Annotated in this window: 17 protein-coding genes; 15 read left to right on the top strand and 2 right to left on the bottom strand. The window is 66.9% G+C overall.

Translation table 11 applies throughout. The annotated features are described in order from the left end of the window. The 8 genes from ftsL to murG all read left to right on the top strand — a co-directional run bounded on the left by ftsL (position 1) and on the right by murG (position 10,342). Positions 1–393, top strand: coding sequence for a cell division protein FtsL (gene ftsL / locus BRAO375_RS11845; RefSeq protein ID WP_009027706.1), 393 nt, complete (start codon positions 1–3; stop codon positions 391–393). Next, entirely contained in the window at positions 390–2,138 is a 1,749-nt protein-coding gene (locus tag BRAO375_RS11840) for a peptidoglycan D,D-transpeptidase FtsI family protein (RefSeq protein ID WP_009027705.1), read from the top strand. Before ftsL ends, BRAO375_RS11840 begins: the two co-directional genes overlap by 4 nt. A gap of 72 nt (positions 2,139–2,210) precedes the next feature. Further along, entirely contained in the window at positions 2,211–3,668 is a 1,458-nt protein-coding gene (locus tag BRAO375_RS11835) for a UDP-N-acetylmuramoyl-L-alanyl-D-glutamate--2,6-diaminopimelate ligase (RefSeq protein ID WP_009027704.1), read from the top strand. After that, a complete protein-coding gene (locus tag BRAO375_RS11830; protein ID WP_009027703.1) occupies positions 3,668–5,044 on the top strand; it encodes a UDP-N-acetylmuramoyl-tripeptide--D-alanyl-D-alanine ligase in 1,377 nt (458 codons plus the stop codon). The genes BRAO375_RS11835 and BRAO375_RS11830 overlap by 1 nt, the downstream gene beginning before the upstream one ends. Positions 5,045–5,227: 183 nt before the next feature. After that, positions 5,228–6,334 (top strand): phospho-N-acetylmuramoyl-pentapeptide-transferase, encoded by a 1,107-nt coding sequence (gene mraY, locus BRAO375_RS11825; protein WP_009027702.1) that lies wholly within the window; start codon positions 5,228–5,230, stop codon positions 6,332–6,334. A 109-nt stretch (positions 6,335–6,443) separates the two neighbouring features. Beyond that, positions 6,444–7,844, top strand: coding sequence for a UDP-N-acetylmuramoyl-L-alanine--D-glutamate ligase (gene murD, locus BRAO375_RS11820; RefSeq protein WP_009027701.1), 1,401 nt, complete (start codon positions 6,444–6,446; stop codon positions 7,842–7,844). 196 nt (positions 7,845–8,040) lie between these two features. Then, positions 8,041–9,192, top strand: coding sequence for a putative lipid II flippase FtsW (gene ftsW, locus BRAO375_RS11815; RefSeq protein ID WP_009027700.1), 1,152 nt, complete (start codon positions 8,041–8,043; stop codon positions 9,190–9,192). Between the two features lie 46 nt (positions 9,193–9,238). Continuing rightward, positions 9,239–10,342 carry an undecaprenyldiphospho-muramoylpentapeptide beta-N-acetylglucosaminyltransferase gene (gene murG / locus BRAO375_RS11810; protein ID WP_009027699.1) on the top strand — a complete coding sequence of 368 codons (1,104 nt, stop codon included), beginning with the start codon at positions 9,239–9,241 and terminating at the stop codon, positions 10,340–10,342. Here murG and BRAO375_RS38550 read toward each other — a convergent pair. Further along, positions 10,323–10,544: a hypothetical protein gene (locus tag BRAO375_RS38550; protein WP_244423169.1), complete on the bottom strand. Its 222-nt coding sequence runs from the start codon at positions 10,542–10,544 to the stop codon at positions 10,323–10,325. The genes murG and BRAO375_RS38550 overlap by 20 nt on opposite strands. Before the next feature lie 33 nt (positions 10,545–10,577). Between BRAO375_RS38550 and BRAO375_RS11805 the strand changes: the two genes are divergently transcribed. Further along, positions 10,578–11,216 carry a helix-turn-helix domain-containing protein gene (locus tag BRAO375_RS11805; protein ID WP_244423168.1) on the top strand — a complete coding sequence of 213 codons (639 nt, stop codon included), beginning with the start codon at positions 10,578–10,580 and terminating at the stop codon, positions 11,214–11,216. On the opposite strand, the gene BRAO375_RS11800 is transcribed toward BRAO375_RS11805, so the two are convergent. Then, the gene (locus BRAO375_RS11800; protein WP_009027697.1) at positions 11,206–11,943 is read right to left on the bottom strand and encodes a carbonic anhydrase; all 738 of its coding nucleotides are present in this window, start codon (positions 11,941–11,943) and stop codon (positions 11,206–11,208) included. The two genes, BRAO375_RS11805 and BRAO375_RS11800, sit on opposite strands and share 11 nt — an antisense overlap. A gap of 360 nt (positions 11,944–12,303) precedes the next feature. On the opposite strand from BRAO375_RS11800, the gene murC reads away from it, so the two are divergent. From murC to ftsZ, 6 genes are all read left to right on the top strand, one after another. Further along, positions 12,304–13,707 (top strand): UDP-N-acetylmuramate--L-alanine ligase, encoded by a 1,404-nt coding sequence (gene murC / locus BRAO375_RS11795; protein ID WP_009027696.1) that lies wholly within the window; start codon positions 12,304–12,306, stop codon positions 13,705–13,707. Between the two features lie 4 nt (positions 13,708–13,711). Next, positions 13,712–14,635 (top strand): UDP-N-acetylmuramate dehydrogenase, encoded by a 924-nt coding sequence (murB, locus tag BRAO375_RS11790; protein WP_009027695.1) that lies wholly within the window; start codon positions 13,712–13,714, stop codon positions 14,633–14,635. Positions 14,636–14,704: 69 nt separating this feature from the next. After that, entirely contained in the window at positions 14,705–15,694 is a 990-nt protein-coding gene (locus BRAO375_RS11785; RefSeq protein ID WP_009027694.1) for a D-alanine--D-alanine ligase family protein, read from the top strand. A 293-nt stretch (positions 15,695–15,987) separates the two neighbouring features. Then, positions 15,988–17,025, top strand: coding sequence for a cell division protein FtsQ/DivIB (locus BRAO375_RS11780; protein WP_009027693.1), 1,038 nt, complete (start codon positions 15,988–15,990; stop codon positions 17,023–17,025). Beyond that, a complete protein-coding gene (ftsA, locus tag BRAO375_RS11775; protein WP_009027692.1) occupies positions 17,022–18,341 on the top strand; it encodes a cell division protein FtsA in 1,320 nt (439 codons plus the stop codon). The genes BRAO375_RS11780 and ftsA overlap by 4 nt, the downstream gene beginning before the upstream one ends. A 90-nt stretch (positions 18,342–18,431) precedes the next feature. Beyond that, positions 18,432–19,493, top strand: a 1,062-nt coding sequence (ftsZ, locus tag BRAO375_RS11770; protein WP_035640056.1) for a cell division protein FtsZ, incomplete at its 3' end; no start/stop codon positions are given.

Genomic DNA, 19,493 nt, shown 5'->3' with positions numbered 1-19,493 from the left:
ATGCGCCTCCTGCATCTCGTCGTGATCTGCTCGCTGATCTTCGCGGCCGCCTATGTCTACCGCATCAAGATGGAATCGACCGCGCGCGTCGAGCGCGTGCTGCAGCTTCGCGCCGAGATCCGCGAGCAGCGCGAGGCTATCGCCATCCTGCGCTCGGAATGGGCCAAGCTCGATGCGCCGCTGCGGCTGCAGGGCCTGGTCGAACGGCATCTGCCGCTCAAGCCGCTCAACGCCACCCAGTACGACAGCCTGAAGAATCTGCCGGAGCGGCCACCGCGGTTTGCGCGGTCCGGCAATCCGGATCCGATCGGATCGATGATCGATGCGATCGACGCGATCAATGAAGAGCCCCCCGTGACCGGATCGGTGCGTCGCCCGGAGGATCAGCAATGACCGATCAGCTTCGGCCTCAGCTCAAGCCGCAGGAGCCCTGGCGCCAGCGCCTGGTGCGCACGCTGCTGTACGGGCGTGATGTCGATCGCACCGCCAAGGCCCGCGCCCGCATCGGGCTGGCGATCATCGCCTTCGCCGCCGTCTACGCCGTGATCGGCGGCCGCCTTGTGATGTTTGCGGCAGGCTCCGACGGCCCAAGTGCGCGGCGATCCGCGCAGCAGGACGCCATTGCCACCGCGCGGCCCGATATCGTCGACCGCAACGGCGCCGTGCTGGCGACCGACGTCAAGACGCCGAGCCTGTTCGCCGAGCCGCGCCGCCTCATCGACAAGGACGAGGCCATCGAGCTGCTCACCGCGACCTTGCCCGATCTCGATACGAACGAAGTGCGCGAGCGCATGATGTCGCGCAAGGGCTTCGTCTGGCTCAAGCGCGAGATGACGCCGAAGCAGCAGCAGGACATCCATCGCCTCGGCCTGCCGGGCGTCGGCTTCCTGCGCGAGAACAAGCGTGTCTATCCCACGGGCAACGAGGTGGCCCACCTGATCGGCCTGGTGAACATCGACAACCAGGGCATCGCCGGCATGGAGAAATGGCTCGACAATCAGGGCCTCGCCGATCTGCATCGCGCCGGCTTCGCCACCGATCGCCTGCAGCGGCCGGTCGAGCTCTCGGTCGATCTGCGCGTCGAGCATGCGCTGCGCGACGAGCTGCTCAAGGCCAAGGAGAAGTTCAAGACCAAGGCCGCGTCCGGCCTCGTCATCAACGTCAGAACCGGCGAGATCATCGCGATGGTCTCGCTGCCGGACTTCGATCCGAACAGTCCGAAGGAGGCGCACGATCCGGATCGGATCAACCGCCTGACCACCGGCGTGTACGAGATGGGATCGACGTTCAAGGCCTTCACCCTGGCGATGGCGCTCGACACCGGCAAGTATGATCTCAATTCCTTGTGGGATGCGCGCGGGCCGCTGCATTACGGCAAGTTCGCCATTCACGACGACGAGCCGAAGGGCCGCTTCCTCAACATGAAGGAAGTGTTCTACTTCTCGTCCAATGTCGGCGCCGCCAGGATTGCGTTGACGCAGGGCGTCGAGGGCCACAAGGCGTTCCTGCGCAAGATGGGCCAGTTCGACCGGTTGCGCACCGAGCTGCCGGAGAGCGCTTCGCCGATCCTGCCGAAGCGCTGGAGCGAGTTGAACACGGTCACGATCGCGTTTGGTCACGGCATGGCGGTGGCGCCGTTGCAGGGCGTGATGGGCGTCAGCGCGCTGGTCAATGGCGGCCTGCTGATCCCGCCGACCTTCATGAAGCGCACCGAGGCGGAGGCGATGGCGCTCGCCAAGCGCGTGATCAAGCCGGAGACTTCGGAGAAGATGCGCTATCTGATGCGCCTGAACGCCGAGGTCGGCACCGCGCGCAAGGCCGACGTCAAGGGCTATTACATCGGCGGCAAGACCGGCACCGCCGAGAAGGTGATCAACGGCCGCTACGCCAAGAAGAAGGTGCTGACGCTCTTCACCGCGGTGATCCCGGCCGACAAGCCGAAATACCAGCTCCTGATCATGCTGGACGAGCCGCAGCCGCTGAAGGAAACCTACGGCTTCATCACCTCCGGCTGGAACGCGGTGCCGACCGCGGGCAACGTGATCGCACGGATCGGGCCGCTGCTCGGCATCGAGCCCCGTTTCGACCTGCCGCCGTCCGACCGCCAAATTCTTGCGGCATCGCGGCTGACGCAGTAAGCCGTCCGCGAATCGCACGGTTTTTGGAGCTGCCGCCACCCGGGCGGCAGCCAGGACTGGTACGGGACCAGGATGAAACTTCACGACCTTCTTGGCGATCAGGCGTCGCTCGACCCTGGCATCGCCGCCGTCGAAGTCTCCGGCCTCGCCGTGGACAGCCGCGCCGTCAGGCCAGGCGATCTGTTCTTCGCGCTGTCGGGAACCAAGACCGACGGCGCCCGCTTCATCGCAGCGGCAGTCGCGGCCGGTGCGGCCGCGGTGGCCGGCCATGCGGCTCCCGTCGGTGAGCTGTCCGTTCCCTATATCACCCTGCCGAACCCGCGGCGTGCCCTGGCGCTTGCTGCGTCGCGCTTCTTCCCGCGGCAGCCTGCGACGATCGCCGCCGTGACCGGCACCAGCGGCAAGACCTCGGTCGCAGCCTTCACGCGCCAGATCTGGCAGAGCCTCGGCCACAGCTCGGCGAGCATCGGTACGGTCGGGCTGGTGTCGGACAAGCGCACCGTCTACGGCTCGCTGACCACGCCAGACCCGATCGCGCTGCATCGGCAGATCGACGAGATCACGCAGGACGGCGTGACACACCTCGCCTTCGAAGCGTCGTCGCACGGGCTCGATCAGTTCAGGCTCGACGGTGTGAAGGTCTCCGCCGGCGGGTTCACCAACCTGTCCCGCGACCATATGGATTACCATCCGGACCTCGCCCACTATCTCAATGCCAAGCTGCGGCTGTTCCGCGATCTCGTCCCGCCGGGTGGGGCCGCCGTGATCTCGGCCGATCATGAGTGCTCGCCCGAGGTGATCGCCGCAGCCGAGGCGCGCGGGCTTCGGCTGATGACGGTGGGGACGCATGGCAATGGTGCGGGAGCGGGCATCCGGCTCGTGGCCGCTGCCGTTGACGGCTTCGCGCAGCAGCTCGAGGTCCAGCATTGCGGCCGGATGTATTTCATCCGGTTGCCACTGGTCGGCGCGTTTCAGATCGAGAATGCGCTGGTCGCCGCCGGTCTGGCCATCGGCACCGGCAGCGATCCGCAGGCCGTTTTCGAGGCGCTGGAAAAACTCGAAGGCGCCAAGGGTCGGCTGGAACTGGTCGGTGAGCACAACGGCGCGCCCATCTTCATCGATTACGCCCACAAACCGGACGCGCTCGCGAAGGCGCTGCACGCTTTGCGGCCCTACGCTCAAAGAAAGCTCGTGGTCGTGTTCGGCGCCGGTGGCGACCGTGACACCGGCAAGCGGCCGTTGATGGGCGAGATCGCCGCCGCCGGGGCGGACAGTGTCATCGTCACCGATGACAATCCGCGCAGCGAGGATCCGGCCGCCATTCGCGCGGCGATACTGGCCGCCGCAGCTGGCGCGCGGGAGATTGGCGACCGCGCCGAGGCAATTCGGGTTGCGATCAGCGAGCTTCAGCCGGGTGATGCGCTCGTGATCGCCGGCAAGGGACATGAGACCGGACAGATCGTCGGCGGCACGGTTCTGCATTTCAGCGACCATGAAGCGGTCGCGGACGCATTGGCAGCGAGGGCATGATGACGAAGGCGCTGTGGACGGTGGCCGAGGCGGCGCGCGCGCTCGGCCTCACTGGCGACTATCCGGAAACTCCGATCGAGTTCGTGACGCAGGACAGCCGCGCCGTAAAGCCCGGCAGCCTGTTCGTCGCGCTGAGCGGCACGCCGAGTGGCGGCTTCATATCGAGCTTTGCCTCCAGCCGCGACGGCTGGGAGTTTGCGGCGAATGCCGAACAGGCCGGCGCTGTCGCGATGATCGTGCCGCACAGGATCGAGGGCGTTACGATGCCGCAGCTCGTGGTGCCGGACACGCTGATCGATGGCCTGTGGGCGCTCGCGCGCGCCGCGCGCGCCCGCTTCCAGGGGCCGGTGATCGGATTGACCGGCAGCGCCGGCAAGACCTCGACCAAGGAGTTCATCGCCGCCTATCCCGGGGCTTCCGCCAGTCCATCGAGCTTCAACAATTTCTGGGGCGTGCCGTTGACGCTCTGCAATGCCGATCCAGCCGCTTCCGTTTGGGTGGTCGAGATGGGCATGAACCAGAAGGGCGAGATCGCGCGGTTGACCGAGCTGTCGCGACCGACGGTGGCGCTCGTGGTCAACGTGCAGCCCGTGCATCTGGAGAAGCTCGGCAGCCTGGAAGCGATCCGGCAGGAGAAGGTGTCGATCGCGCGCGGCCTGCCGGCGGGCGGGATTCTGGTGCTGCCGGCCGATCTCGCCGCGCCGGAATGGAGTGGCAAGGTGATCCGCTTCGGCGAGGGGGCGGAGGTGCGCGCGCTCTCTCACGCCGCGCGTGGCGAGAGCTGGGACGTGGCGGCCGACATCGCCGGCCGCCGTGTCGACTTCGCGCTGACGCCCGGCGCGCCGCATCGGCTGCACAATGCGCTCGCGGCGCTGGCGTCCGTGGCCGCCGCCGGCCTCGATCCGGCGCAACTGGCACAGGAGCTCGGCGACGTCGGCATCATGACCGGCCGCGGCGTCGAGCAGAGCGTCGGTGGCATCGTCCTGATCGACGACAGCTTCAACGGCAACCCGGCCAGCATGGCCGCGGCGCTCGACAGTCTGCAGGCGCGGCCGGTAGAGGGGCGGCGGATCGCTGTGGTCGGTGACATGCTGGAGCTCGGTGACGAGGCGCCGGCCTATCACGCCAAGATGGTCGGCCATCTCGCCGGCATCGACGGGGTGTTCTGCGTCGGGCCGCTGATGCGCCACCTGTTCGACGCCCTGCCGCAGGGCAAGCGGCTCGGCTGGCACGAGGACCCCGTCACGCTCGACCCGAAGCAGGTCGCAACGCTGCTTGCCCCCGGCGACGTCGTGGTCATCAAGGGCAGCAAGAAGATCTTCTGGGTCAACAAGTTCGTGTCGAAGCTCGCCGCGGCGCTGCAGGGCAGCGCGTGAAATCGGGCAATATCGCGGCGCGGCAGAGGGCGATTTCCCACTGGTGGTCGGTGCCACGGCGGACGGAACATACCGTCCGCTACGATTCGCACCGGGCTCCGATCATGGTTAAAAGAGGCGGGGCCGGATTCGCGGGGACGAGTTCGTGTTCGCAGTCCCGGTGAGACGGCATAGGCGGGTTGGATGTTCTACTGGTTGATCGAGCTGACGAATACGTTTCCGAGCCTGTCGATGTTCCGCGGGCTGCTCAACGTGTTCCGTTACATCACCTTTCGGACCGGCGGCGCGGTCGTGACCGGCGCGCTGTTCGTCTTCCTGTTCGGGCCCTGGATCATCGATCACCTCCGGTTGCGCCAGGGCAAGGGCCAGCCGATCCGCACTGACGGTCCGCAATCGCACATCATCAGCAAGAAGGGCACGCCGACGATGGGCGGCCTGATGATCCTGTCCGGCCTCGTCGTCTCCACGGTGCTGTGGGCCAATCCGCTCAATCCCTATGTCTGGATCGTGCTGGCGGTGACGCTCGGCTTCGGCTTCGTCGGCTTCTATGACGACTACCTGAAGGTCACCAAGCAATCGCATTCCGGCTTCGCCGGTCGCGCGCGGCTGCTGATCGAGGCGGCGATCGCGCTGGTCGCCTGCTACGCGCTTGTCCGCCTTGGACGCGATGCATCCTCGACCGGGCTGGCAATTCCGTTCTTCAAGGACCTCATCTTCAAGTTCGGCTGGATGTACGTCATCTTCGGAGCCTTCGTGATCGTCGGCGCCGGCAATGCGGTCAACCTCACCGACGGCCTCGATGGTCTTGCCATCGTCCCGGTGATGATTGCCTCCGCCAGCTTCGGCCTGATCGCCTATCTCGCCGGCAACGCCGTGTTCTCCGATTATCTGCAGATCCACTACGTCGCCGGCACCGGCGAGCTCGCGGTGCTCTGCGGGGCGGTGCTCGGCGCCGGCCTCGGCTTCCTCTGGTTCAACGCGCCGCCGGCGTCGATCTTCATGGGCGACACCGGCTCGCTGGCGCTCGGCGGCATGCTCGGCTCGATCGCGGTCGCGGTGAAGCACGAGATCGTGCTCGCGGTGATCGGCGGCCTGTTCGTGCTCGAAGCCGTGTCGGTGATCGTGCAGGTCGCCTCGTTCAAGCTGACGGGCAAGCGCATCTTCAGGATGGCGCCGATCCACCATCACTTCGAGCAGCTCGGCTGGACCGAGCCGCAGATCGTGATCCGGTTCTGGATCATCTCGGTGATGCTGGCGCTGGTCGGCCTGTCGACGCTGAAGCTGCGCTGATGATCTCTCTTCAATCCCACCGTCATTCCGGGGCGCGCGGAGCGCGAACCCGGAATCTCGAGATTCCGGATCACCGCTGCGCGGTGTCCGGAATGACGGAGCTCTTCGCATGATTCCCGTCACCTCATTCGCCGGCAAGACCGTCGCCGTGTTCGGGCTCGGCGGCTCGGGTCTCGCCTCGTGCCACGCGCTGCGAGCCGGCGGCGCCGAAGTGATCGCCGCCGACGACGGCGCCGATCGCATGACGGACGCGGCAAAAGCCGGGTTCATCACCGCCGATCTGCGCACCGTCTCGTGGGCGAACTTCGCCGCGCTGGTGCTGGCGCCCGGCGTGCCGCTGACCCATCCGGTGCCGCATTGGAGCGTGCTCAGGGCGCGCGAGGCGGGCGTCGAGGTGATCGGCGACATCGAGCTGTTCTGCCGCGAGCGCCGGCGGCATGCGCCGGATGCGCCATTCGTCGCGATCACCGGCACCAACGGTAAGTCGACGACAACGGCGCTGATCGCGCATCTCATGCGCGTCGCCGGTTACGATACGCAGATGGGCGGCAACATCGGCACCGCGATCCTGTCGCTGGAGCCGCCGCGCATGGGCCGCGTCCATGTCATCGAGATGTCATCCTACCAGATCGATCTGACGCCGTCGCTCGATCCTTCCGTCGGCATCCTGCTCAACGTCAGCGAGGACCATATCGATCGCCACGGCACGATCGAGAACTACGCCGCGGTGAAGGAGCGCCTCGTCGCCGGCGTGAAGCAACAGGGCACGGCCATCGTCGGCGTGGATGACGGCTTTTGCCGCGCGATCGCCGACCGGCTCGACCAGGCCGGCAAGCGCGTCGTGCGCATCTCCGTGAAGAACCCGCTGGCCGACGGCCTCTACACCGAGCACGAGACCATCGTGCGCAGCGCCGTCGGCGCGCGCAGCGAGGTCGCCCGGCTCGGCGGCATCGGCTCGCTGCGTGGCCAGCACAATGCGCAGAACGCCGCCTGTGCCGCGGCCGCCGCGCTCGCGATCGGGGTGGAGGAAGAGGTGCTGCAGCAGGGGCTGCGCAGCTTCCCCGGCCTCGCGCACCGCATGGAGCAGGTCGGTCGCCGCGGCAACGTGCTGTTCGTCAACGACTCCAAGGGTACCAACGCGGACGCTACCGCGCACGCGCTGTCGTCCTTCGCCGACATCTTCTGGATCGCCGGCGGCAAGCCGAAAGCGGGCGGCATCACCAGCCTGACCGGCTTCTTCCCGCGTATCCGGAAAGCCTATCTCATCGGCGAGGCGGCCAACGAGTTCGCCGACACGCTCGGCGACAAGGTGCCGCACGCGATGTCCGGCACGCTGGAGGCTGCGGTGGAGCAGGCGGCGGCGGACGCGGAGGCATCGGGGTTGCGCGAGGCCGTCGTCCTGCTGTCGCCAGCCTGCGCCTCGTTCGACCAGTTCCGCAATTTCGAAATCCGCGGCACCCGTTTCCGCGATTTGGTCCAGGCACTGCCGGGGGTGGAGCAGGTGGTTTAGGTCGCGTACACAGCTGTTGTCCCGGCGAACGCCGGGACCCATACTCCCAGGGAGCAGTTTGAGGCACGCTGGCAATCGGCGCCCCAACGCGCTTGCGCGCGTTACGGCTTGTCCGGGACGACAGCGAGATCTTTAACCCTTCGATAACCATCCTGGGCGCCAATGGGCTGATTCCTTCGGCTCAGGTGGTGGCCCGATGCTCTCCCGTGAAGAACGCAATCCGCTGTCCGACTGGTGGTGGACCGTGGACAAGCCGCTGCTCGGCTCCATCCTGGCGCTGATGCTGTGCGGGGTGATCCTGTCGCTGGCGGCGAGCCCGCCGGTCGCCACCCGCATCGGGCTCGATCCGTTCCACTTCTTCAACCGCCACGTTCTGTTCCTGCTGCCGTCCTTCGTCGTGCTGATCGGCGTCTCTTTCCTGTCGCCGCGGCAGATCCGGCGCAGCGCGCTGGTGGTGTTCGCCATCGCCATCGTGCTGATCGTGCTGACGCTGGCCATTGGACCCGAGGTGAAGGGCTCGCGGCGCTGGATCACGATCGTCGGGGTCAACATCCAGGCGTCGGAAGCAGCCAAGCCGGCCTTCGTCGTGGTCTCTGCCTGGCTGTTCTCGGAATCGGCGCGTCGCCCGGACATGCCGGCGACCACGATGGCGCTGGTGCTGCTGTTGATGCTGGTCTCGCTGCTGGTGATGGAGCCGGATTTCGGCCAGACCATGCTGATCCTGATGGTGTGGGGCTCGCTGTTCTTCATCGCGGGCATGCGCATGATCTGGGTCGCGGGCCTCGCCGGCGCCGCGGCGGCCGGCCTGTTCGGCGCCTATCTGCTGGTCCCGCACGTCGCCGGCCGCATCAAGCGCTTCATGAACCCGGCGTCCGGTGACACCTTCCAGGTCGACACCGCGATGGAGGCATTCTCCAACGGCGGCTGGTTCGGGCTCGGGCCGGGCGAGGGCATCGCCAAGCGCAGCCTTCCGGACAGCCACACCGACTTCGTGTTCGCGGTGGCCGCGGAGGAGTTCGGCATCATCCTCTGCCTGGCGCTGGTCGCGCTGTTCGGCTTCATCGTCATCCGCACGCTGTCGCGCGCCTATGCCAGCGAGGACGGCTTCTCCCGCTTTGCGGCGTCGGGGCTTGCGATCCTGTTCGGCATCCAGGCCGCCATCAACATCTCCGTCAATCTGCAGCTCATCCCCGCCAAGGGCATGACCTTGCCGTTCATTTCCTACGGCGGCTCCTCGATCGTGTCGTTGGCCTATGGCGTCGGCATGATGCTGGCGCTGACACGGCAGCGGCCGCGGATCGAGGCCGAGGTGACCGATGCGGCCGGGGCGGTGCGCAATTTCGCCTGAAGCCGCTCGCTCGCAATGACGACATATTGCCTGTAAACATCAGCGCATGACCTCTTCTGCGCCTCTCATTCTGCTGGCCGCCGGCGGCACCGGTGGCCATCTGTTTCCCGCCGAAGCGCTCGGCGTCGAGCTGATCAAGCGTGGCTATCGCGTCCGCCTCGTCACCGATGCGCGCGCGCTGCGCTACAGCGGCCTGTTCACCAAGGACATGATCGACGTGGTGCCGAGCGAGACCGTGCGCAGCCGCTCGCCTGTGGCGCTGGCGCGCACCGCGCTGCTGCTCGGCACCGGCACTCTCGCGGCCTTCAACCTGATGCGGCGGCTGAAGCCGGCGGCCGTGATCGGCTTCGGCGGCTATCCGACCGTGCCGCCGCTTCTGGCGGCGCGGCTCGCCGGCGTGCCCAGCCTGATCCACGATGCCAATGCCGTGCTCGGCCGCGCCAACCGTTTCCTGTCCGCGCATGTCAAGGCGATCGCGACCTCGCTGCCGGGGGTGCTTGACCGCGATCCAGCGCTCGCGGCCAAGACCACCACCGTCGGCACGCCGATGCGCCCCGCCATTCTGGAAGCGGCGGCGGTGCCCTATGTCGCGCCGGAGCCGGCAGGCCCGCTGCGGCTGCTGGTGGTCGGCGGCAGCCAGGGCGCGCGGGTCATGAGCGACATCGTGCCGGGCGCGATCGAGCGGCTCGAGCCTGCATTGTGGAGCCGGCTGGTGCTGACCCAGCAGGTGCGCCAGGAGGACATGGCGCGGGTGCGCGCGGTCTATGATCGGCTCAAGATCAATGCCGAGCTCCAGCCGTTCTTCACCGACCTGCCGGCGCGGCTTGCCGCCAACCATCTGGTGATTTCGCGCTCCGGCGCCGGCACGGTGGCCGAGCTTGCCGCCATCGGTCGGCCCTCGATCCTGGTGCCGCTGCCCGGCGCCATCGACCAGGATCAGTTTGCCAATGCCGGTGTGCTATCCGAGGCGAACGCCGCGATCCGGATCGTGCAGACCGACTTCACGTCCGACCGGCTGGCCTCGGAGATCTCGGCGCTCGCCGCCGAGCCGTCGCGCCTTGCCGCCATGGCCCAGGCCGCCCGCGCGGCCGGACGGCTCGATGCCGCCGAGCGGCTGGCCGACCTCGTGATCAAGACCGCCGCGCTTTGAGCGGAGCACGCGGCTTGCCATGACCGGATTGACGCAGCCGCAGCACGATCCGATGCGCCTGCGGCATCATCCTTCGTTCCTTCCGGTCTTCGTCAGCTTCTGCGACCAGCTGGTCGCGCCGCTGCGCGGCCAGCGCCTGATGATCAAGTTGTTCGGGCAGCGCGCCCCGACCGAGATCGCCGCGCATATCGTCATGATGCATGTCTCGGCCCGCGACGCCACCGAGCGTCCGACCTTGACGCGGTTGCAGGCACGGCTGCCGGGTTCGCGACAGACGGCCGTCTTCGTTGCAATGCTGCGTGGGCTGTCGCTGGTGAAGGTAGAACGCGATCCCGATGATGCCCGCATTCGCTATTTGATTCCCGGGCCCGTCATTCTCGACGGGCTGCGTGGCTGGCTCGCCCTCCACCTCGACTGCCACGCACAGCTGACGCGGGGCGAGCGATTGAGCCGGCGTCTGCACAGCGACGACACGTTCTTCGCCGAAATGATCCGGCAATGCGCGACATGGCTATGCCGCGCGAACCGGCCGCTGACCAGCTTCCCGGATCTCGCCTGGACCGACGAGCATGACAGCGGCATTCACCTGGCGCTGACGCTCGTCGCCCGCTCTGCCGCTGGCAGGGCCGCGGTCGACGTGTCGACCGCCGAGCTTGCAACCTCGCTCGGTGTATCACGCTCGCATATCCGCAACCTGCTCACGTCGATGGAAGAGCGCGGCCTGCTGCACTTCGACGAGCGGCGCCAGCGATTGTCGCTGACGCCTGAATTCGTGGAGTCGGTCGAGGCCTGGTTCTGCCATCAGATCTGCTGGCTGGCGGCGGCCGGCGAGCGTGCTGACCGCGCGCTGCTGTTGGACGGCGTCAGAGCGTGACGACGCGGCCGGACTCGATGTCATAGACGCCGCCAAGGATCTTCACCTTGCCGTCGGCAACCATGCTGCTCACGATCGGCTGGGCTCTCGACAGGCGCTGCACGTTGTGGCGGACGTTCTCCTTCGTCGCCTCCGCCAGCAGATCCTGCGGCTTCTTCGCGATTGCGGCCTCCACCCCCGGCTTGAGCGCGTTCACCAGCTCCGGCAGATGGCCAGGGAGCTTGGTGCTATCCTTCAGGACTTTGATCGTGGCGTCGACGGCGCCGCAGCCGCTATGGCCGAGAACGAGCACGAGCGGAATGCCAAGGAACTTCACGCCATATTCGAGACTGGCCAAGCCGTCGTCATTGACGAAATTGCCGGCGACGCGGACCACGAACAGCTCGCCGGGAGCCTGATCGAACACCAGCTCCGGAGCGACGCGGGAATCCGCGCAGCTGACGATCGCCGCGATCGGATATTGCGCGGTGGCGCGCGCGGCGCGCCCGGCCGAGAAATCCTTGTTGTCCAGATTGCCCGCAGCATAGCGCGCATTGCCGTCCATGATCCGCTTCAGCGCCTCGTCGGCGGAGATGGCGTTGGGCGCGGGCTCCTTCGCATCCTTATTGGCATCCTTGGCCCAGGCGGTGCCGGCGCCCAGTGTGGCTGCGGCGAGCAAGCCGGCGCCGCTGCCGAGCAACCGGCGGCGGGACAGGGCGGGAGATTGGGTTTCACACAGCGCGCACATCGTCGGGTCACTCCATGGGCATTGCACGCGGCGCGTGTGGCCGCGGCTGGAAAAGCGCATGCCACGGCGGTGCGCGGAGTGAACGCGCAAAAACTGCAGGTATCGGACTGCGCCCGTCCAGCCTCGCGTTGCACTTAATCAATCGTAAAAAATCCCGAGGCGAGCGCAGCGGGCACCCAGGATTTGGGAGCGCGGAGCCGGAAAATCGGCCAAAGTCAGGCGATTGACCCTCGATTTGGCGATTTTTGCGGTCGAAGCGGGCTTGTCCCGGTCGGCCATGTCTTGCAAGAAGGGCCGGTGATTCGCGGCTGCTTGCCTCCGGGCGGGCGCGGCGGAGCCCCCTTTGAGACGAGACGCCCCATGAGATTGCCGCGCGAGATCGGACCCATCCACTTCGTCGGGATCGGCGGTATCGGCATGAGCGGCATCGCCGAGGTGCTGTGCAATCTCGGCTACACGGTGCAGGGCTCGGACGCCTCGGACAATGCCAACGTCGCGCGGCTGCGCGAGAAGGGCATCACCGTCAGCGTCGGCCACAAGGCGGAGAACGTCGCGGGCGCCGACGTCGTCGTCGTCTCGACCGCGATCAAGCGCGACAATCCGGAACTGATGGCCGCGCGTGCCCAACGCATCCCCGTGGTGCGTCGGGCAGAGATGCTGGCCGAGCTGATGCGCTTGAAGAGCTGCGTCGCGATCGCTGGCACCCATGGCAAGACGACGACGACCTCGATGGTCGCGGCGCTGCTCGATGCCGGCGGGCTCGATCCGACCGTCATCAATGGCGGCATCATCAACGCCTATGGCACCAATGCGCGGCTCGGCGGCGGCGAATGGATGGTGGTCGAGGCCGACGAGAGCGACGGCACCTTCCTGAAGCTGCCGGCGGATGTCGCGATCGTCACCAATGTCGATCCCGAGCATCTCGATCACTTCAAGACGTTCGACGCCGTGCAGGACGCCTTCCGCGCCTTCGTCGAGAACGTCCCGTTCTACGGCTTCGCCGTGATGTGCATCGATCATCCGGTGGTGCAGGCGCTGGTCGGCAAGATCGAGGACCGCCGCATCATCACCTACGGCGTCAACCCGCAGGCCGACGTCCGCCTTGTCGACCTCGCGCCGATGGGCGGCGGCTCGTCCTTCAAGGTCGTGTTCCGCGACCGCAAGAGCGGCGCGACGCACGAGATCTCAGATATCGTGCTGCCAATGCCGGGCCGCCACAACGCGTCGAACGCGACCGCCGCGATTGCCGTGGCGCGCGAGCTTGGCCTGTCGGACGAGGCCATCCGCAAGGCCATTGCCGGCTTCGGCGGCGTCAAGCGTCGATTCACGCGCACCGGCGAGTGGAACGGCGTGACCGTCATCGACGATTACGGCCACCATCCGGTCGAGATCGCAGCCGTGCTGAAGGCGGCGCGGGAATCCACCAATGGGAAGGTCGTCGCCGTGGTGCAGCCGCATCGCTACACCCGCCTGCAGTCGTTGTTCGAGGAGTTCTGCACCTGCTTCAACGACGCCGATGCGGTTGTCGTCGCCGACGTTTATCCGGCCGGTGAGGCGCCGATCGAAGGCGTCGACCGCGATCACTTCGTACTCGGTCTGCGCGCTCACGGCCATCGCGACGTGCTGCCGCTGCCCAAGGCCGCCGATCTCGCCGGCATCGTCAAGGATCTCGCCAAGCCGGGCGATCTCGTCGTGTGCCTCGGCGCAGGCAATATCACGCAATGGGCCTACGCGCTGCCGAACGAGCTGAAGGCGCTGGGGTAGGGCGGTGAGCTTCGCTGATATCACCTCCGACGTGAAGGCCGCGATGCCGGAGCTGCGCGGGCGGCTGCTTGCCAATGAGAGCCTCGCCCCGCTCACCTGGTTTCGCGTCGGCGGTCCGGCGCAGGTGCTGTTCACGCCGGCTGACGCCGACGACCTCGCCTATTTTCTGAAGCACCTCTCCGCCGATCTACCAGTCTACGTCATCGGCGTCGGCTCCAACATGATCGTGCGCGACGGCGGCGTCCCGGGCGTGGTGATCCGGCTCGCGCCGCGCGCGTTCGGCGAGGTCAAGGCCGACGGCGACATCGTCACGGCGGGCACCGCCGCCCTCGACAAGCGCGTCGCCGAGGTCGCGGCGTCAGCCGATCTCGCCGGTCTGGAATTCCTGTTCGGCATTCCGGGCACGATCGGCGGTGCGCTGCGCATGAATGCCGGAGCCAATGGCGGTGAGACCAAGGACATTCTGGTCGAAGCGACCGCGATCGATCGTCACGGCGGGACGCACCGCTTCACCAATGACGACATGAAGTTCACCTATCGCGCGAGCGGCACGGATCCCTCGCTGATCTTCACGGCGGCGCGCTTTCGCGGGACGCCGTCCTCGCCGGAGGCCATTCGCGCGCGCATGGCCGAGGTGCAGGCGCATCGCGAGACGGCGCAGCCGATCCGCGAGAAGACCGGCGGCTCGACCTTCAAGAATCCGCCGGGGTATTCGGCCTGGAAGCTGGTCGATGCCGCCGGCTGCCGCGGCCTCAAGGTCGGCGGCGCGCAGGTCTCGGAGATGCACTGCAACTTCCTGATCAATACCGGCAACGCCACCGCCGACGACATCGAGACGCTCGGCGAGACCGTGCGCGAGCGCGTCAAGGCGACTTCGGGCATCGAGCTGCAGTGGGAAATCAAGCGGATTGGACTCAAGGCGAGCTGAACGGCCCGCCTTCTGACGTGACTTCCACATCCTCGCGACCGCGTTTTGAGATCAACCGAGAAGCCATTGATGCGCACAACGATTCTGTTCGGCGGCTCCAACAAGGAACGTCTGGTCTCGGTGGCCAGCGCCAAGGCGCTGCATGCGGCGCTCCCCGAAGCCGACCTCTGGTTCTGGGAGGCCGACGACACGGTGCATCAGGCGAGCGGCCCCGCGCTGGTCGCACATGCCAAGCCGTTCGAGGAGCCGTTCACAGCCGACGGCCCGGCGGTCGGGACGCTCGCCGATGCGCTCGATCGTGCCAAGAGGGAGGATCGACTCCTGGTTCTCGGACTCCACGGCGGACGCGCCGAGAACGGCGAGCTTCAACTCATGTGTGAGATTCGGGGCGTGCCGTTCACCGGTTCAAGTTCGGCGTCCTCCCACCTTGCCTTCGACAAGGTCGCTGCCAAACGGTTTGCGGTGCTCGGTGGCGTCATCGCGGCAGAGGGCGTGGCGCTCGACCATGCCGAAGCCGCGCTTGCGCGCTACGGCAAGCTGATCGCCAAGCCCGTCAAGGACGGCTCCAGCTTCGGGCTGATCTTCGTCAACGCCAAACAGGATCTCGTGGCCGTCAAGGCAGCCGCTGCGACCGAGGAGTATCTGATCGAACCCTTCGTCACCGGGACCGAGGCGACCTGCGGCGTGCTCGAGCGGGCAGATGGATCGCTGATCGCGCTGCCGCCGATCGAGATCCTGCCGGCTGACGGCGCCTTCAACTATTTCGCGAAGTACCTCGCTGCGGCGACGAAGGAGATCTGCCCGGGACGGTTCAGTCCGGAGATCACGGCGGCGCTGCAGACCCAGGCGATCAAGGCGCACCGGGCGCTGTCCTGCGGCGGCTACTCGCGCACCGACTTCATCGTCTCGGCCTCCGGCCCGGTCTATCTGGAGACCAACACGCTGCCAGGACTGACCGCCGCCTCGTTGTATCCGAAGGCGCTGGCCGCTCAGGGCATCCCCTTTGCCGACTTCCTGCAGCAGCAGATCGCCTTGGCGGAACGCCGCGTCCGCCGTTAAGAACTGTGCGATAGTCGCACCGGAGGAACCCGGCCCGGCGTCCCCCGGTGGTTCCTGTAACCTGTAAAATGCTTAAGAATCCCGGGCAAGGTCCTCATAAATCGGAGAAAAAAATCGTCTCTCCGGACCTATTTTACTTTTTGTTTACCAGGACGTCCGAAGGTTAACGCTGGCGCCTCAGTGGTGCTCGGCTGCCGGGTTGTGACCTCGTCCTCGCGATGGTCACCAGCCGCCGGGACCGTGGGCGTGGGTCCGCGAGTATTGCGGGCGCAACAAGTTGATGAGCTCGTGCAATGGATGGTGCAGGACGCCTCGCCCGATCGCAGAGGCCTCAAGCTAACCTGAAAGCCGCTGCCCTTGGCGCGGCAATCCTGCTGCGCGAGTATGTCTCAGCCCATTTGCCGCGGCTCGAGCTGCCGCGTGGGCGCAAGAAGGATATTCGCCGAGATCGTGCCGCGATGCCGGCTGCATTGGCGCCGGTGGTCGAGCGCGAGGCGCCGCCGCGCCTGGTCGAGTTCGTCGAACGCTATCTGCCGCGCCGTCTCGGCACCGTGGCGACCGTGGCGCTGCTGTTCGGCAGCGTCTGGCTCGGCATCGTCAAAGGCGGCCACGCCCAGGACGTCAACGCGGCGCTGTCCGATACCCGCAATTCGCTGGCCAATGCGGCCGGCTTCCGCATCACCGCCGTCGCGATCAACGGGCGCAAGCAACTGACCCAGGACGAGGTGCTGGCGGTTGGTGGCGTCTCCGGCCGCTCGTCGCTGCTGTTCCTGGATGCCGCCGCCGTTCGCGACAAGCTCAAGGCCAATCCCTGGATCGCTGAAGCGACGGTGCAGAAGTTCTTCCCGAACCAGCTGCAGATCGACATCGTCGAGCGCAAGCCGTTCGCGCTGTGGCAGCAGGACGGCCGTCTCTCTGTCATCGCCGACGACGGCGCCGTGCTCGAACAATATGTGTCGCGCCGCTTCCTCACGCTGCCGCTCGTGGTCGGCAAGGGCGCCGAAAGCCGGGCACGTGATTTCCTGGCGCTGCTCGCCCGCTATCCGCAGGTGCGTGCCGTGACCAAGGCCGCCGTGTTCGTCGGCGAGCGCCGCTGGAACCTGCGCACCAAGGACGGCCTCGACATCCGCCTGCCGGAGAACGACGTCGGCAACGCGCTGGCGACGCTGAGCCAGCTCGACCAGGACGACAAGCTGTTCTCGCGCGACATCGTCGCCATCGACATGCGGCTGTCGGACCGGCTGACCGTTCAGTTGTCTGACGATGCGGCAAAGGCGCGCGAGGAGCTATTCAAGGACAAGAAGTCCAAAAAGAAAGCCGGTGACGCATGACCGGCTTCGACCGCCAGACTCCGAAGACGCGCCCGATGGGCCAGAAGCGCACCGCGCTCGTGGCCTCGCTCGACGTCGGCACCAGCAAGATCGCCTGCATGATCGCGCGGCTGAAGCCGGCGCCGCCGAGCGACGCGCTGCGCGGCCGTACCCATGCGGTCGAGCTGATCGGCTACAGCCAGATCCAGTCGCGCGGCGTCAAGGCTGGCGCCGTGGTCGATCCGGTCGAATGTGAGCAGGCGGTTCGGCAGGCCGTGGCGCTGGCCGAGCGCATGGCCAAGGTGCGGGTCGAGTCCGTGCTGCTGCCTGTCGCCGGCGGCCGCGTGATGGGCCATCTGATCGAGGCGACCTCGGACATCCGCGGCGGCGCCGTGACGCAGGCCGATGTCAGCCGCGTGACCTCCACCGGCATGCATCATGCGACCGGCGAGGGGCGGGCGGTGCTGCATGCCCTTCCGGTTGGCTACACGCTCGATGGCGTGAAGGGCATCCGCGATCCGCGCGGCATGCTGGCCCGGCAGTTTGGCGTCGACATGAATGTCGTCACGACGGATGCCACCGTCGCCAAGAACCTGATGCTCGTGGTCGAGCGCTGCCATCTCAATGTCGAGGCGATGGCGGCGAGCCCGTATGTCGCGGGTCTTTCTGTGCTGACCGACGACGAGGCCGATCTCGGCGCGGCTGTGGTCGAGATGGGCGCGGGCACCACGACTATTGCGACCTATTCCGGCGGCCGCTTTGTCCATGCCTCCGGATTTGCGCTCGGCGGGCATCACGTGACCATGGATCTTGCGCGCGGACTATCAGCGTGCATTGCAGATGCCGAGCGAATCAAGACGTTATATGGCACGGTGCTGACTGGCGGGTCCGACGCGCGTGAGTTGATGTCTGTTCCGACGGCCGGTGACAACGAGCGGGATGTTCCGCAGATCGTGTCCCGCGCCACCATCGCGAACATCGTCAGGCACCGCGCAGAGGAGATTTTTGAAATGGTCCGCGACCGGCTGAAGGATTCGCCCTTTGCGGCAGAACCCAAGGCGCGCGTCGTCCTCAGCGGAGGCGCCTCCCAGCTGACGGGTCTGGTCGAGCTTGCGACCCGGATCCTCGACCGCCCGGTGCGCGTCGGCCGTCCGCTCGGCTTCGGCCGTCTCCCCAACGAGGCCAAGAACGCCGCCTTCGCGGTGCCCACCGGGCTCCTGGTCTATCCGCAATACGCGCACCTCGAACATGTCGAACCGCGGCATACGCGGCAGGTCGGGACAGGAACCGACGGCTACTTCGGAAAGGTCGGACGATGGCTACGCGAGGGCTTCTGATGACCGATCTCCGCCCCAACCGATTTTCACCAACACCACCCACGGCCGGCGGCCGGGGCGAACCCACGCGCGCGTGATCGAGAGGCAATCATGGCACTCACTATTACCCCTCCTGATATCCACGAGCTGAAGCCCCGGATCACCGTGTTCGGCGTCGGCGGCGCGGGCGGCAACGCCGTCAACAACATGATCACGGCCGGCCTGCAGGGGGTCGACTTCGTCGTCGCCAACACCGACGCGCAGGCGCTGACCATGTCCAAGGCGCAGCGCATCATCCAGATGGGCACGCAGGTGACGCAGGGCCTCGGCGCCGGCTCGCAGCCGGACGTCGGCGCTGCCGCCGCGCAGGAGGTGATCGACGAGATCCGCGATCATCTCTCCGGCGCCAACATGGTGTTCGTGACCGCCGGCATGGGCGGCGGCACCGGGACGGGTGCTGCTCCGGTCATCGCCAAGACCGCGCGCGAGATGAACATCCTCACCGTGGGTGTCGTCACCAAGCCGTTCCACTTCGAGGGCGCACGCCGCATGCGCACCGCGGAATCCGGCATCTCCGAACTGCACAAGGTGGTCGACACCTTGCTGATCATCCCGAACCAGAACCTGTTCCGGGTCGCCAACGAGAAGACGACCTTCGCCGACGCCTTCGCGATGGCCGACCAGGTGCTGTATTCGGGTGTCGCCTGCATCACCGACCTGATGGTCAAGGAAGGCCTGATCAATCTCGATTTCGCCGACGTCCGCGCCGTCATGCGCGAGATGGGCAAGGCGATGATGGGCACCGGCGAGGCGTCGGGCGAGAAGCGCGCGCTGACCGCGGCCGAAGCCGCGATTGCCAACCCGCTGATCGACGATTCCTCGATGAAGGGCGCCCGCGGCCTGTTGATCTCGATCACCGGCGGCAAGGACCTCACTTTGTTCGAGGTCGACGAAGCCGCCACCCGTATCCGCGAGGAGGTCGACCAGGACGCCAACATCATCGTCGGCGCCACCTTCGACGAATCGCTCGACGGCCTGATCCGCGTCTCCGTCGTCGCCACCGGCATCGAGCAGGCGCAGTTCAACCGTGGCGTCACGACGACTGCACAGCCGGCGGCGGCTGTCGCTCCGATTGCCGCCGCCCCGACCGCTCACGCGGGTCTCCCCGAAAGC

Source organism: Bradyrhizobium sp. ORS 375 (assembly GCF_000239775.1).
In the GTDB taxonomy this organism is placed as follows: domain Bacteria; phylum Pseudomonadota; class Alphaproteobacteria; order Rhizobiales; family Xanthobacteraceae; genus Bradyrhizobium.
This window is presented reverse-complemented; position numbering and strand designations above follow the sequence as displayed.

What these genes read in the sequence shown, in the direction of transcription:
- BRAO375_RS38550 (WP_244423169.1), bottom strand. Translation starts at nt 10,544, where the DNA reads ATGCATCATGACGATATGCGCGGCGATCTCGGTCGGGGCGCGCTGCCC.
- murC (WP_009027696.1), top strand. Translation starts at nt 12,304, where the DNA reads ATGAGATTGCCGCGCGAGATCGGACCCATCCACTTCGTCGGGATCGGC.
- BRAO375_RS11840 (WP_009027705.1), top strand. Translation starts at nt 390, where the DNA reads ATGACCGATCAGCTTCGGCCTCAGCTCAAGCCGCAGGAGCCCTGGCGC.
- BRAO375_RS11830 (WP_009027703.1), top strand. Translation starts at nt 3,668, where the DNA reads ATGACGAAGGCGCTGTGGACGGTGGCCGAGGCGGCGCGCGCGCTCGGC.
- ftsL (WP_009027706.1), top strand. Translation starts at nt 1, where the DNA reads ATGCGCCTCCTGCATCTCGTCGTGATCTGCTCGCTGATCTTCGCGGCC.
- murD (WP_009027701.1), top strand. Translation starts at nt 6,444, where the DNA reads ATGATTCCCGTCACCTCATTCGCCGGCAAGACCGTCGCCGTGTTCGGG.
- mraY (WP_009027702.1), top strand. Translation starts at nt 5,228, where the DNA reads ATGTTCTACTGGTTGATCGAGCTGACGAATACGTTTCCGAGCCTGTCG.
- BRAO375_RS11780 (WP_009027693.1), top strand. Translation starts at nt 15,988, where the DNA reads ATGGATGGTGCAGGACGCCTCGCCCGATCGCAGAGGCCTCAAGCTAAC.
- ftsW (WP_009027700.1), top strand. Translation starts at nt 8,041, where the DNA reads ATGCTCTCCCGTGAAGAACGCAATCCGCTGTCCGACTGGTGGTGGACC.
- BRAO375_RS11800 (WP_009027697.1), bottom strand. Translation starts at nt 11,943, where the DNA reads ATGTGCGCGCTGTGTGAAACCCAATCTCCCGCCCTGTCCCGCCGCCGG.
- BRAO375_RS11785 (WP_009027694.1), top strand. Translation starts at nt 14,705, where the DNA reads ATGCGCACAACGATTCTGTTCGGCGGCTCCAACAAGGAACGTCTGGTC.
- BRAO375_RS11835 (WP_009027704.1), top strand. Translation starts at nt 2,211, where the DNA reads ATGAAACTTCACGACCTTCTTGGCGATCAGGCGTCGCTCGACCCTGGC.
- murG (WP_009027699.1), top strand. Translation starts at nt 9,239, where the DNA reads ATGACCTCTTCTGCGCCTCTCATTCTGCTGGCCGCCGGCGGCACCGGT.
- ftsA (WP_009027692.1), top strand. Translation starts at nt 17,022, where the DNA reads ATGACCGGCTTCGACCGCCAGACTCCGAAGACGCGCCCGATGGGCCAG.